The organism is Acinetobacter sp. 148 (genome assembly GCF_031196675.1).
Lineage (GTDB): Bacteria > Pseudomonadota > Gammaproteobacteria > Pseudomonadales > Moraxellaceae > Acinetobacter > Acinetobacter baumannii.
Window position 1 is genome coordinate 412,119 of record NZ_JAVIMT010000085.1, and the last position, 13,110, is coordinate 425,228.

A 13,110-nucleotide genomic window follows, 5' to 3' on the forward strand; every position below is an offset into this window, starting at 1 on the left:
ATAAAGAAATTAATAGCAATATACTGAAAAAATGTGACAAAAGCTTTTATTAATGCTGATCTTTTAAGCAAAACAATCTCTTAAGCTAGTACGGCTCACTTAAATTTGTCTATAAAAAAAGAGCATTTTCATGCCCTTTTTATTTTTACTTAGTCTTTAGCTTGCGTGCTTAAAACTATCAATTTGCTTAATCTCATAAGGTAATCCGACATAGTTTTCAGCCAATGTGGTTTTACCTGCGATCGAGCCAAGTACATAACTTAACTCGGCTTGTTTAATCTTATGATCAAACTCACTTTCAGTTTCAAAACGATGCAATAAATGAGTCATCCACCAAGAAAAACGCTCTGCTTTCCATACGCGTTGTAGGCATTTTTCTGAGTATTCATTTATCCCTTGTTCGGAACCTTCGGCGTAATATTCAATCAGTGCGCTTGATAAATAAGCAATATCAGATGCAGCGAGATTTAAGCCTTTTGCTCCAGTCGGTGGAACAATATGCGCAGCATCACCTGCTAAAAATAGTTTTCCGAAGCGCATTGGCTCGGTCACAAAGCTACGTAACGGCGCGATACTTTTTTCAATAGAAGGTCCTGTCACTAGCTTTTCGCGGCTTTCAGGATCTAGGCGGTTTTTTAACTCATCCCAGAACTTTTCATCCGACCAGTCTTCGACGTGATCTGTTAAAGGGACTTGTAAATAATAACGGCTACGTGTTTCTGAGCGCATACTACATAAAGCAAATCCACGTTCAGACTGTACATAAATGAGTTCATCGGCTACAGGTGGGACATCGGCCAACACCCCTAACCAGCCAAACGGATAAACTTTTTCAAAGGTTTTAATTTTGTCTTCTGGCACACTGGCACGGCAGACACCATGGTAGCCATCACACCCTGCTATAAAGTCACACTGAATTTGAAAGGCTTTACCTTGGTACTCAAACTCAACTTTCGGTGCAGTGTAGAAATCTTTTACTTGTACATTTTGAGCTTCATAATATGAAGTGAGCTGTGCTGCTTCACGCGCAGTCATTAAATCTTTGGTGACTTCGGTCTGGCCATATACAGTCACTTGTTTACCACCTGTAAGTGCTGCCAAATCAACCCGATGCTTTTCACCATTGGTTAAGATTTCGATGCCCGAATGTGGTAATCCTTTTTCTTTTAAGTTTTGGTCAACGCCTGCTTGTTTAAGTAAATCGACCGAAACTTGCTCTAAAATTCCTGCGCGAATCCGTGAAGCCACATATTCAGCACTACGTTGCTCAACAATAATATGATCGATGCCAGCTTTATATAGAAGTTGCCCAAGCAATAACCCTGCTGGTCCAGAACCAATAATTGCAACCTGTGTCTTTAAAATATCCATAACTTCATCCTTGTTTCATCCTGACTTTTAAATTACTGGCTTTAAGTTTTGTTCACTATGTATCCAAGACGAAAATAACCGTTTATCATTTAGTTTGTCCGAATAGCGGACAGAAACAACCAAAATAACAGGAATGAAAGGATGCCTTCTCTCGATGCTTTTCTAGAGCACCCGAACTCGCATGAGAAAATTCGTCAAGATGACTACATTGCAGGATTAGCAAAAGGCTTGGCTTTATTGGAAGCTTTTGGAACAGATCGGCAACGGCTTAATGTCACTCAAGTGGCAGAACGAACCGGTATTAGTCGTACAGCGGCAAGGCGTTATCTAAAAACTTTAAAATACCTAGGCTATTTAGAAACAGATGAACATTACTTTTGGCTCACTCATCGCGTGCTGCGCTTTTCAAGTTCTTATCTAAGCTCTGCCCATCTGCCTAAAGTTGCTCAGTCATTTTTAAATCTTTTGTGCGCGCAGACGTCGCTGACTTTTTCGATTGTAGTTCTGGACGATAACGAAGTGGTGCCGATTGCCCGTAGTTATTTACCACAGCAAGATAATTTGCGCGTTAGCCCTTATGGTATGCATTTAGGAAACCGCCTCCCTGCCCATGCCACTTCCACGGGTAAAGTATTGCTGGCAGCACTACCTGAAGAAGCCCAACATACTTGGGTAAAAAATTATGGTTTAAAGCGCTTAACCCCATTTACCATTGTAGATGAATCAAGGTTTTTTGAAGTACTTAAGGGCATTTCCTTATCGGATTATTGTCTTTCTAAAGAAGAACATGAGCTTGGCGTAATTGCGATTGCTGTGCCCGTTTTTAACGCACAAGGTCAAGCCATAGCAGCGCTTAACTGCATGTCTCAAACCAACCGAGTACAAGAAGATTATTTGGTTCAGCAAATTTTGCCATTGCTGCGCAACACGGCAAATGAACTCAGAAATGTAATTTAAATAGACTTAGAAACTCTTGTTATCTATTAGAGATACAAGAGTTTTAACTCATAATTTTAAATAGCGAATTTTTGGGCTTGTTGGCTTGCCAGATCTAAAGCATTGCTGCGATAGGCCTGCATGTCTAAGCCTTCTGCATAGATAAAATCGACGTCATGAATGCCCATTAGCCCTAACACTGCTTTGAGATAAGGCGTGACTGCCTCAGTTTCTTGGCCGACATGAATACCACCCCGACTACTTACCACCACCGCTTTTACCCCTTCAACCAAACCTTGAGGATAAGTTTCGGTATAGCGGAATGTTTGTCTTGCTCGTGCCACTAAATCAAACCAGTTTTTAAGTTGAGTCGGGACATTTAAGTTGTACATGGGTGCGCCAATGATCAATAAATCAGCACTTTTTAATTCAGCAATTAATTCGTCCGACAAAGTTACGATTCGTTGAATGTCTTGATTTACATTTTCAGCCCCACGAAGCGCTTGAAAAATTTCTAGATCTAATACAGGCAAGTTCATTTCAGCTAAATTGCGTATGGTAATGTCATCTTGCAAACCTTGGTCTTTTCGATATTCAAGCATTACATCGATTAGACGATTGGTTTGTGAACCCTCCCCCATAATGCTGGATTTTAATACCAATATTTTAGCCATGACTGTCTCCACGTTTTTGATGAAGCCATATTAACCCCACAATAAATTCAACAGTGGTGATATTATTTCTTATCATTGGTTCCTTTTAGGCAACAATCATGCAACATGAGCTCAGTGCAATTTCTATATTTGTGACGGTGGTTGAAGCTGGAAGTTTTGTAAAAGCTGCCGAGCAATTACATTTAACTCGCTCAGCCATAAGTAAAAATATTGCTCGGCTTGAAGAACAGCTTGGTGTAGCTCTATTTAAAAGAACAACACGTTCACTCAGTATGACTGACGAAGGCGCTTTGTTTTATGAACATAGCCGTCGAGCGTTAAGTGAAATACAAAATGCGGCGGCTTTATTAGACCAAGGCAAAATTAACGCAACAGGCCGATTAAGAATGTCTGTGCCAGTTCTGTTCGGGCAACTTTTTGCTGCCCCGCTCATGGTAAAATTTGCTCAGCAACATGCGGACTTACAGTTAGAAATTTCATTTAATGACCGAAATGTAGACTTGATCGAAGAAGGTTTTGATTTATGTATAAGAATCGGGGCATTGCCTGACACCACTCAGCTCGTTGCCAAACTGATTGGTGAGCATCGAATGCTACTTTGTGCCTCACCTGACTATTTAAATAAAGCAGGTCCCCTAGAACATATTGAGGACTTAGACCAGCACGCCACGATTGCCGATCCGCATTTTGGTCAAATGCAGAAATGGCGACTTCAAAAGGAAAATGACGAGCCTTTATTTATTAAACCGAAAGCAAAACTTCTTTTAAATGACTTACAAGCCATTAAAAATGCAGCGCTTGCTGGAGCTGGTATCGCTTGGCTACCCGACTGGCTCATTCAAAATGAATTACAGAACCGTAAGCTGGTGCAAGTGTTAGACGCCATGTCGAGCACTGCTTTTCCGATTCATTTGGTATGGCCTACGCTGCCTTTTATGCCGCTGAAAACCCGCCTTGCAATTGATTATTTGGCGCAGCATTTACCCCCTGAACTGAACAAACAAGCTTAAAATAAAAAAGCCTCGTCCACTTGAACAAGGCTTTTTGCAGTCATGCTTGCTTTGTGAATGCCATAATTTATATAGATCAAACTTAATATTTTTTAGAAAAAAGCCACATGCAAAGATGTGGCTCAATAGACTTTAGTCATTGTTGAGTCGAAAACTTTCAAGCAAACTAATCAGCTTCTTCTTTTTTAGAAGAAGGCCCCAAAGCCATACTCGAAAATACGCCATCGCGATAAATCCAGGCATGTAATAACGCAGCAGATAAATGACCAATGACGACAGCAAATAATAGCCAAGCCAAAATTCCGTGTAGAGTACGGAACCAAGCGTAAAGCGTAGAGTTGGTTGGTGCTATAGGTGGAAGATCCCAACCCGGAAATAAAGTGACAGGCCAATTACCTGCCGATAGCGTCGCCCATCCGAGCAATGGCAAACTAAACATCAAAATATAAAGTAGCCAATGTGATGCATGGGCAAGAAACGCCTGCCAGCGCGGTACAGTCGGCGGCAAAGGTGGAATTGGATAACAGAGTCGATTTATTAATCTTATGATGACCAATAGTAAGATTGCGATTCCTAAAGGACGGTGAATATCAATTAACCACGGACGCCAAGTCATTGAGGTGGTCATTCCTACCCCAATAAATAGCATAGCCAGAATTGCTGCCGCCATAAGCCAATGCAGTATTCGAGCAGTCAAATTAAAATGACGTGGAGCAGTATCGTTAGATTTATTTTGCATTGTTCATCTCTCCTATTTGCCCACGGCATCCGTTGCTTTGCCAAATCCAATTTCACGTAATCGAGCATTGTAAGACTGTGAATAGATAGCCGCTCGTGCTGCGAGTACTGGGTCATCTGATAACTCAATTCCCGGTGGCACCAAAGTTGGGTCAAAGTTAATATCACGACAAGTGCCATTTACCTGATCAGTTACATTTTTGACTTCTAATGTTCCGGCTATAACTTCTTTACGGTCTTTTGGCCAAGGCTGAGATGGGTCATTCACCGGGTCTCCCGGCTCGGCAAGTTGCAAAACCAAGTCCCAATAGAGCGGTCCTTCAGCCAAACGTTTTTTGATGTCTTTAAATAAGAAATCATGATCAGCTTGATCACGTTGCTCTTTCGTCAGACTAATAAATTTTGAATGAGGACGCATAGACCAACGGACTGGCTGTTCTTGTCCATTGGCCGCTCGCAATATAAAGGCATTTACAACATAAAATTCTGCACCACTAAAACTACCGGTTAATGGCATCTTGGCCTTTTGCTCAATAGACTTACGTGCTTCGGGATATTCTTTTAAAAACGCCTCAACAAGGGCTGGATCAGGTTTCCCAGTAGACGGAACCGGTTTAAATGCTTTTTGCTGCGCAAAAAAACCTTCAGCATTTCGCGTCGGAAAATAAGGAAAGTTGTTTAATTTCATGCGCCACTGCGAATGATCGGCTGGAGAAAGTAATAAAGCCATACTCACTGTTGCGGTAGAATTATCTGCCGCATGCGGATTACCGCTTCCAATAGAAAATCGGCCAATTGCTGGTATATCAGACTTGGCAAATACAGTGGCTTTAGAGAGTGCTGCTGCCACACCATTACTATGGTAAGTGCCATCAAAACAAATACCTTTACCGTGTGCACGTCGATATCCTGGATCAAAGTTTTTTAATGTGTCACCCAAAAAAGTTTTGGATGTTGTTCGATGTCCAAATAGACCAGCGGTCCAAGCAAATGCCAATACTAAAGCGCCTGCGATTACAACAATACCCACGAATCGCAGCCAGTACTTCTTTAGCGTTTTAAAATTCAAATTATTCATTCTTCATCCTGTGTAAATTATATAGCTGCATTTATAAAGAAAAGTTTGATCCTATAAAAAGAGTATTACTTATATTGATGGAATTATGTTCAAGATTAGCTAAGTAAATAAAATCCCGAAATTTCTGAAACTAATAGTGATAAGCCTTAATATAATATTTATTTCTGGGCCATATAAGTTACGTACCGTGAGGTTAGTATTAAGTTTATTAACATTTGAATAGAGATAAATAAAGCATGGGAACGAAAAATATAAAAGTTCCCACTTTTTGACAAGTCACATTGGCTTTTAGTTTTATAAGTTGGCTATAAGTTTTATTTTTTAACTATTAGATCATTTTCATATTAACTACACTCATGCCCAGCCAACCAACTGGCTTTGAGCATGAGTGAATCGTTTAACCTTTCTCTTTTAACCGTTTTGGCGTAGCCCATATTAGTAGTGCAATACACACAACACATAAGCTTGCAATAATATACAGCGCAGGCGTTGTACTACCTGTTATGTCTTTAATATGGCCAACCATAATAGGACTAACAATTCCCCCTACTTGCCCTAATGTATTAATGAGCGCTGTACCACCCGCAGCTCCCGCCCCAGCTCCAACCAAGACTTTGGGTGGTAAATTCCAAAAAGAAGGAATTGCAGCAACAATACCCGCTCCTAATAAAGCAAGCGAAATGACTACAACAACGGGGTTCGCATCAAAGAAACCTGCTGTAAAGAAACCAATAGCACCTAAAGAGAGTAAACCAGCAGTAAATTTTAAACGTTCTCCAGATTTATCTGCTAAACGTCCAACAATGACCATTGTAATTGCTCCCATGAGGTATGGAATGGCACTAAGAAAACCAATCATTTGGGTATCATCAATGCCTGAGCTTTTTATTAACTGTGGCCCCCAGAAATTTAAACCATAAGATGCAATTTGAATCAGAAAATAGATAGCACCTAAAATTAATAATCCCGGGGTTTTAATGGCAGCCCATAATGAATGAGAAGCCTTTTCTGGTTGTTTAGGTTCAACCAAACGTTTTAAGTGAGCTTTTTCTGAGGATGATAGCCACTGCGCATCATCAATACGATCTTTTAAATAAGTAAGAACACAAAGACCCAGTAAAACGCAAGGCACGCCACCGACTAAAAATAACCAATGCCAGCCACGCATGTTCATCACACCATCGAGTGATGACAATAACACCCCTGAAATTGGTCCTCCAAAGATGCCTGAAAAAGCAGAAGCAAGGAAAAATAATGAAATAATTCGACCACGATAGCTTTGAGGAAACCAAAGCGTCATGTAATACAGCACACCCGGAGCAAAGCCAGCCTCCATTGCACCAATCAAGAAACGTAATACATAAAATTGCCACTCTGTGGTCACAAATACCATTAAGGCCGTTGCAACACCCCAAGAAATCATGATGCGTGCAATCCATTTTCTTGCACCAAATTTATGTAGCAATAAATTACTAGGTACTTCAAATATTACATACCCAATTACAAACAAACTGGCACCAAGGCCATAAGCTGTATTGCTTAGAGATAAATCAGCTTGTAACTGAAACTTGGCAAAACTAATGTTGATACGGTCAAAAAAAGCAAATAAGTAACACACCATAATTAATGGCATGATTTTCCATGCTACTTTTTTTATTAATTGCTTTTCGGCAATTGCTTCAGCCGATAATTCCATGCTTTGCGTTAAACTCATTTATTTTCTCCTGAAAATGAGCCTTAAGACGCGTCCTATCAAGTTTTTAAAGACGAGTTGACCGATGACGATACGAATATCGTCTCATTTCCAACTATCTTGAGTGACGTATCTTAATTAAGTGATTTGATGTAATCCGGTATAGGATGCAAGTCTGTATTTCTCCCCGCCTTGGCAAGCTGGCTTGGCGTGTCATGCCCTAAAAGAGCTGGTAAGGTTCTGGAAAGTTGAATAAGAGCATCTAAATCAATCGTGGTGGGTATTCCAATTTCCTCACACATATTGACCAAATCTTCAGTACAGATATTTCCAGAAGCCCCTGGTGCAAATGGGCACCCGCCTAAACCACCCAATGCAGCATCAAACCGTCTTGCTCCAACCTCATAAGCTGCAAGAACATTAGTTAATCCCAGTCCACGTGTATTATGAAAATGTAGGGTCAACTGCTCAGGTGAAATTAACGATAAAACGTGAGAGACAATTCTTTTCACTTGCACTGGGTTCGCCATACCAGTGGTATCTGCCAGTGTAATGTTATGAATACCCAGTTTTAGATAGTGCTCAACCAGGTTGAACACTTCTTTTTCACTGATTTTTCCCTCAAATGGACAGCCAAACGTTGTCGCAACAGTTCCATTAAACTGTGTTTTACCCTGTAGCTGTTCCACAATTTCGGTAAACCCCGCAAACGATTGAGCTTTAGTCATACGCATATTGGCAAGGTTGTGGGTTTGGCTAGCAGAGAGGACAAGATTCAACTCATTTGCATTGGCTTCCACTGCCCGAAGCGCGCCTTTTAAATTTGGAATTAGCCCAACATAAATAATATCTTTATGGCGTGTAATTCCAGTAAAAACCTCCTCACCATCTCTCAAATTTGGAATCGCTTTTGGCGAGACAAAAGAGCCTGCTTCAATTCGAGAGAAACCCATTGTCGACAATTGATTAATTAAATCAATTTTCTTATCGGTGGGTACCCAAGTCGGCTCAATTTGCAAACCATCTCGTGGAGAAACTTCTTGTACAACAAGTAAGTCGGAAAATGCTGTCATTGCACTACTCCCGATACACGTAGGCTTTCAATTTCTTCAGCTTGATATCCGTATTGTTTTAAAACAGATTCGGTATGCTCACCCAGCTCAGGGCCACGCCATTTGACCTGCCCCGGTGTTTCGGAAAGCTTCGGAACAATACCCGGCATTTTTACCACCTGACCATCAGGCAACTCGGTTGAAAGCAACATATCACGTGCATTAAAGTGCGGATCATTGACTATATCGGCTACAGAATAAATTCGCCCAGATGGAACCTCAGCCTGTTCAAGCTGTTGCAAGACCTCATCAATTGAATGTTGTCGACTCCAAGATTCAATTGCAGCATCTAGTAAATCACTTTGTTGCGCACGCCCATCGTTGTGTTCCAACTCAGGTCGATTTGCCAAATCTTCACGACCAATTACATGCATTAAGCGTTTAAAAATTGGGTCACTGTTTCCTGCAATTACCACAAAAGCATTGTCTTTCGTTCGATAGGTATTTGAAGGTGCAATACCCGGTAATGAACCTCCGGAACGCTCCCGAATAAAACCATGTAAGTCGTATTCTGGGACAACACTTTCCATAATATTGAAGACACTCTCTGCAAGTGACACATCAACAATCTGTCCGTTCCCGTTATTGGTTTTGATATTCACAATCGACATTAAAGCGCCAATTACCGCATGTAATGAAGCAAGTGAGTCACCCAAACTCACGCCAACTCGTGCAGGCGCAGAATCTTGAGAACCCGTTGTATAACGAATTCCACCCATTGCCTCACCAATTGCACCAAAGCCCGGCTTGTCTTTATAAGGGCCAGATTGACCATAACCAGATATGCGAACAAAAGTCAGTTTAGGGTTAATTGATTTTAGGGTTTCCCAATCTAACCCCAGCTTTTCAAGCGCACCGGGACGCATGTTTTCGACCAGAATGTCGGTATCGACAATCATCTTTTTGATTAAAGCAATTGCTTCCGGTGACTTAAGATTAAGCGCTAAAGATTTCTTATTACGTGACTGTAAATACCACCACAAAGATGTTCCGTGATGTAACTTACGCCATTTACGAAGTGGATCGCCTTTGCCAATAGGTTCAATTTTTATGACTTCAGCACCGAACTCAGCAAGAATGCGTGTTGCAAAAGGAGCTGCAATTAGCGTTCCTATTTCTAGGACTTTTATTTTTTCAAGGGCTAGACTCATAACAATCCATATTATATCTACTTCCGATAGAATTAAATTTATGGCGCAATGAGCAGTAATACAATTCTTAAAAGATCAACAAGTCTTCGTGGTTTGCGAAACCTATGAAATTTATTCAGATGCAATTTCTTTATGTGGATGCATAAAATATTGTTTTAAAAGCAAAGTTACTGGGTTTAAAAACTCATCACGCTTGGACACAAGATATAAGTCTCTTTTTGCCCAATCATCGGTTAACTCTACACTTGCCAGCCCTAATGGTTTACCAAAGATTTCAAAAACTTTATGAGGCAAAATCCCAATCCCCATACCCGCCTGTACCATACGGCAAACAGCATCAAAACTTGTCACCAATATTCTGAGTTTGAGCTGCTTTCCTAACGCTTCAGACTTTTGCTGCAAAATCCGATTAATCGCACTTTGAGTATGCAAACCAATAAAGTCGTAATCTAATGCATCTTCAAAAGAAATGATTTTCTGTTCACTTAAATATTGCTGATTTTGTATGACCGCGACCAGCCGATCGCTACGATAATGATAATAATCCAGATCTTCTGATAGATTCTCGGCAATGCAGATGCCTAAGTCGGCAATTTTATTACTTACATTTTGAATAATTTCTATACTAGGGCGTTCTTCAAGCTCAATCTTAATTTGGGGGTTTTCAACAATAAAAGGATGTAGGCTTTCGGGTAAAAACTGAATGATCGTTGATAAATTTGCCTGTAATCGTACAAAACCTTTAATGCCTACTTTGTATTCTTCTAACTCAACCGAAGCTTTATAAACCGAGTCTAAGATGGTTCTGCAATGATAAAGCAGGCTTTCACCAGCAGGTGTAATTTGCATGCCCTTACCGTCACGAATAAACAGTTTGGTTCCAATCAAATGCTCCAAATCAGTCAAACGCTTACTTGCGGCAGACAGCGCAATCATATTTTTTTCAGCGGCCTTGCTCAGAGATTTTTCATCACAAACAGACTGGAAAATCGTTAAGGTGACCAAATCCAATTTACGAATAATATTTTCTATATGCACTACAGATGACCCATCTTATAACTTGAAACTCATAACGCTATAATAAATATATAGAATTATAAAAATTTTATATTTCTCGCCTATGATTCTGATAAATAAAATATTATCAAAAGCTTAAACTTACCAAGTTAAAATCAAATATAAATATGTTATAAACAACTAAGGCTCTCCTCATTAATTTTCGCAACAATCCATATAAGTAGGATGAACTTATACTTAGAAAAAAAGAAGTTAAAAAAATTATTATTTTCTTAACTTCTTAATTTTTGTAGATTTAAATTAAATAACTTTATGAACTAAAGAAAGAAACAGCTTCATCTATTAAATCAGCAACTTCAACTGGCTTGGAAGCTAATGAAGCATGGCTCGCATCTAAAGAAATAACATTTTTAGCATTTAATCTAGATGACATAAATTCTTGATTTTCAGGACTAATCATTCGATCCTGAGTAGAAATTTGATACCACGAAGGTTTAGTTTTCCAAGCTGGTGAGGTAATGGTGTCGCCAAAGGTGCTTGCTAACGGAGCTTTTTGTGTTACTCCCATAACTAGACCTTCATCTTCTGTTAAATCTTGACAGAAACTTTCATGAAATTTATCTGCTTTAAGCCAAAGGTAACCATCACTATCTGGTGATAAATTAGGAGCGGCTACAGGTAGATGCTTTTGCGTAATCTCCCCTGGACTCTCATTTGTATCAGGAGCAAACGCTGCAATATAGACGAGGCCAACTACATTTGGAAGATTACCCGCTTCAGTAATAACCGCACCTCCATAAGAGTGCCCAACTAATATTACGTCACCATCAACCTGAGCTATCATTTTCTTTGTCCGTTCGACATCATCAGCTAGTGAGGTTAATGGCAATTCAACTGCTTGTAATGAGGTAAAACCTCTATGGGAAAGTTCAATAATAACTTTACTCCAGTGGGCTGCACCTCCCCAAAAGCCATGTACTAATATAATTGTTGGTTTATTACTCATTGTTTTCTCCTAGCTTTTGCTATGACATTGAATTTCATAAATTAAATTAAAAATATTTATCCATAAAGTTTCGATAATTTGATCAAATATCAAACTATAAAATCTTCTAAAATGATTATTTGTTATAAAACTACTTTCCACAATTACCAAAACAGCATATTTTTTTGCAGAAACATTTTTTTCGATGAGATGTAGTGAGATGGAAAATGAGCAAGATGTAAATAAATTAACTGATATTTTTTTTGATATTTACAAGAATGCAAAAATATCAGGACAAATTTATCAAGTCGAAAATTATAAAAATAAAAATATTGTTTTTCTGGATAGTGATTATTCGTATATTCATATATTTCAAGGAAGTAGTTTTAAAATTAAAAGTGATGAACAAAAAATAAATGAGATCGTAAACGACGGGGATGTTATCGTTATTCCTTCAAGATTTAAGCATTCTATCGAAATTATAGAAGATAAAGCTGCAGAACCAGTTGTTATTACATGTGTTTTTCAATTAAACGGTGTATATGGACAAACAATCGCTGAAGGATTGCCTAAATATATAGTCGTTCCTTCTGACCAAGATGGTAAAGTTGCTGAATGGATCCCAATGACAGTAGCTGCAATAAAATTAGAACTTGATCAACCTTCTTTAGGTAGTCAGGTTATGCTTTCAAGTGTTATCGATTTGCTGTTAGTGTGGTCAATAAGATTCTGGCTAAACAAAGAAACACTTAACCATAAAAGTTGGATTTCAGCTTTGCAGAGTCCTACTATTAGCAAGGCATTATTCTTAATGCATTCTAATCCTACTAAAGAGTGGACCGTAGAAATTCTTGCCAAAGAAACTAATCAATCTAAATCAAAGTTTTCAAAAAATTTTATACAATTGGTAGGTACTACCCCAATTAATTATCTCAAACATTGGCGAATGAAGTTAGCAAAACAATATTTAATTGAAACGAATAAAAGTATTTCACAAATTGCTGATTTAGTTGGTTATTCTTCACCAGCTGCTTTTACCAGATCTTTTATTCAAACATTTGGTTATAGCCCAAGAAAATTTAGAGAAATTTCAGAAACTAAAACTTAATAGAAAGGAAAATTTCTAACTTAAATAATAAAACACTAAAAACTATATCTTCATTTTCTCAATGAAAATCAGAATTATTTTTGCTGAGAAATCAAAAATTCTACTAACGTAAAAATAATTTACGCTTAAGCTTATTTTTTTATAGGTAGTAGTAAAACAGGGTCTTCATGAACCGTACCGGGTTTGTCGGAGAGTCAATATTCTGAGAGACTATCCCGATGACAAAATTAAAATATA

General features: G+C 38.9%; 12 protein-coding genes. 3 read left to right on the plus strand and 9 right to left on the minus strand.

What is annotated here, in order from left to right; genetic code table 11:
- Nucleotides 1–156: 156 nt before the first annotated feature.
- Nucleotides 157–1,371: a 4-hydroxybenzoate 3-monooxygenase gene (gene pobA / locus RFX69_RS17330; protein WP_000353515.1), complete on the minus strand. Its 1,215-nt coding sequence runs from the start codon at nucleotides 1,369–1,371 to the stop codon at nucleotides 157–159.
- Between the two features lie 141 nt (nucleotides 1,372–1,512).
- Here pobA and pobR point away from each other — a divergent pair, with 141 nt between their 5' ends.
- Nucleotides 1,513–2,328 carry an IclR family transcriptional regulator PobR gene (gene pobR, locus RFX69_RS17335; protein ID WP_162283110.1) on the plus strand — a complete coding sequence of 272 codons (816 nt, stop codon included), beginning with the start codon at nucleotides 1,513–1,515 and terminating at the stop codon, nucleotides 2,326–2,328.
- Nucleotides 2,329–2,384: 56 nt separating this feature from the next.
- On the opposite strand, the gene RFX69_RS17340 is transcribed toward pobR, so the two are convergent.
- On the minus strand, nucleotides 2,385–2,981 hold the full coding sequence (locus RFX69_RS17340; RefSeq protein WP_162283111.1) for an NAD(P)H-dependent oxidoreductase: 597 nt from the start codon (nucleotides 2,979–2,981) through the stop codon (nucleotides 2,385–2,387).
- Between the two features lie 98 nt (nucleotides 2,982–3,079).
- Between RFX69_RS17340 and RFX69_RS17345 the strand changes: the two genes are divergently transcribed.
- Nucleotides 3,080–3,991 carry a LysR family transcriptional regulator gene (locus RFX69_RS17345; protein WP_289332411.1) on the plus strand — a complete coding sequence of 304 codons (912 nt, stop codon included), beginning with the start codon at nucleotides 3,080–3,082 and terminating at the stop codon, nucleotides 3,989–3,991.
- 166 nt (nucleotides 3,992–4,157) lie between these two features.
- On the opposite strand, the gene RFX69_RS17350 is transcribed toward RFX69_RS17345, so the two are convergent.
- From RFX69_RS17350 to RFX69_RS17380, 7 genes are all read right to left on the minus strand, one after another.
- Nucleotides 4,158–4,730 carry a cytochrome b gene (locus RFX69_RS17350; protein ID WP_001180298.1) on the minus strand — a complete coding sequence of 191 codons (573 nt, stop codon included), beginning with the start codon at nucleotides 4,728–4,730 and terminating at the stop codon, nucleotides 4,158–4,160.
- 12 nt (nucleotides 4,731–4,742) lie between these two features.
- Nucleotides 4,743–5,807 carry a catalase family peroxidase gene (locus RFX69_RS17355; protein WP_289332412.1) on the minus strand — a complete coding sequence of 355 codons (1,065 nt, stop codon included), beginning with the start codon at nucleotides 5,805–5,807 and terminating at the stop codon, nucleotides 4,743–4,745.
- 397 nt (nucleotides 5,808–6,204) lie between these two features.
- Complete coding sequence (locus RFX69_RS17360; protein WP_039244920.1) at nucleotides 6,205–7,521, minus strand: MFS transporter; 1,317 nt, start codon at nucleotides 7,519–7,521, stop codon at nucleotides 6,205–6,207.
- Nucleotides 7,522–7,634: 113 nt separating this feature from the next.
- Nucleotides 7,635–8,573, minus strand: a complete 939-nt coding sequence (locus RFX69_RS17365) for a hydroxymethylglutaryl-CoA lyase (RefSeq protein ID WP_000123653.1) — start codon at nucleotides 8,571–8,573, stop codon at nucleotides 7,635–7,637.
- Nucleotides 8,570–9,763, minus strand: coding sequence for a CaiB/BaiF CoA-transferase family protein (locus tag RFX69_RS17370; protein ID WP_024434281.1), 1,194 nt, complete (start codon nucleotides 9,761–9,763; stop codon nucleotides 8,570–8,572). Before RFX69_RS17370 ends, RFX69_RS17365 begins: the two co-directional genes overlap by 4 nt.
- A 111-nt stretch (nucleotides 9,764–9,874) precedes the next feature.
- Nucleotides 9,875–10,801: a LysR family transcriptional regulator gene (locus RFX69_RS17375; protein WP_065718491.1), complete on the minus strand. Its 927-nt coding sequence runs from the start codon at nucleotides 10,799–10,801 to the stop codon at nucleotides 9,875–9,877.
- Nucleotides 10,802–11,090: 289 nt separating this feature from the next.
- A complete protein-coding gene (locus tag RFX69_RS17380) occupies nucleotides 11,091–11,786 on the minus strand; it encodes an alpha/beta hydrolase (RefSeq protein WP_000066757.1) in 696 nt (231 codons plus the stop codon).
- A 199-nt stretch (nucleotides 11,787–11,985) separates the two neighbouring features.
- On the opposite strand from RFX69_RS17380, the gene RFX69_RS17385 reads away from it, so the two are divergent.
- On the plus strand, nucleotides 11,986–12,873 hold the full coding sequence (locus RFX69_RS17385; RefSeq protein ID WP_000426816.1) for an AraC family transcriptional regulator: 888 nt from the start codon (nucleotides 11,986–11,988) through the stop codon (nucleotides 12,871–12,873).
- Nucleotides 12,874–13,110 lie beyond the last annotated feature (237 nt).